Origin of the sequence: Bartonella sp. TT110JLCBS, from assembly GCF_042193405.1 — a bacterium.
In the GTDB taxonomy this organism is placed as follows: Bacteria; Pseudomonadota; Alphaproteobacteria; order Rhizobiales; family Rhizobiaceae; genus Bartonella.
The window spans coordinates 404-715 of the sequence record NZ_JBHILT010000132.1 but is presented as its reverse complement, the minus strand read 5'-3'; the positions used below and the strand labels follow the sequence as shown (position 1 = coordinate 715).

The following is a 312-nucleotide window of genomic DNA, read 5'->3' as shown; positions in this document are numbered from 1 at the left end:
AAGGATATTACTAAAGATATTGAGACAGCAACTGCTGCTGCGGTTCTCTATGATAAAGATGAAGATGGTAATGTTAATTATAGTAGTGTGACTTTGGGCGGCAATAAGAATAACGAGCCAGTTGCTCTTCATAACGTCAAAAAAGGTAGCCTTTCTGAAAATTCCCACGATGCAATCAATGGTAGTCAGATTAATAAAATATCAGCAGATATTGCAAAGTTTTTTGGCGGTGGTGCAAAGTTTGTTAACGGTGCTTTTGAAGGGCTGAAATATACTTTATCGGCTATTGTAGGTGGTGAGGTAGGGAAGGCT

General features: G+C 38.8%; 1 pseudogene. It reads left to right on the top strand.

The annotated features are described in order from the left end of the window. A pseudogene (locus ACFILW_RS09995) lies at window positions 1-312 on the top strand (hypothetical protein); the annotation flags it as partial.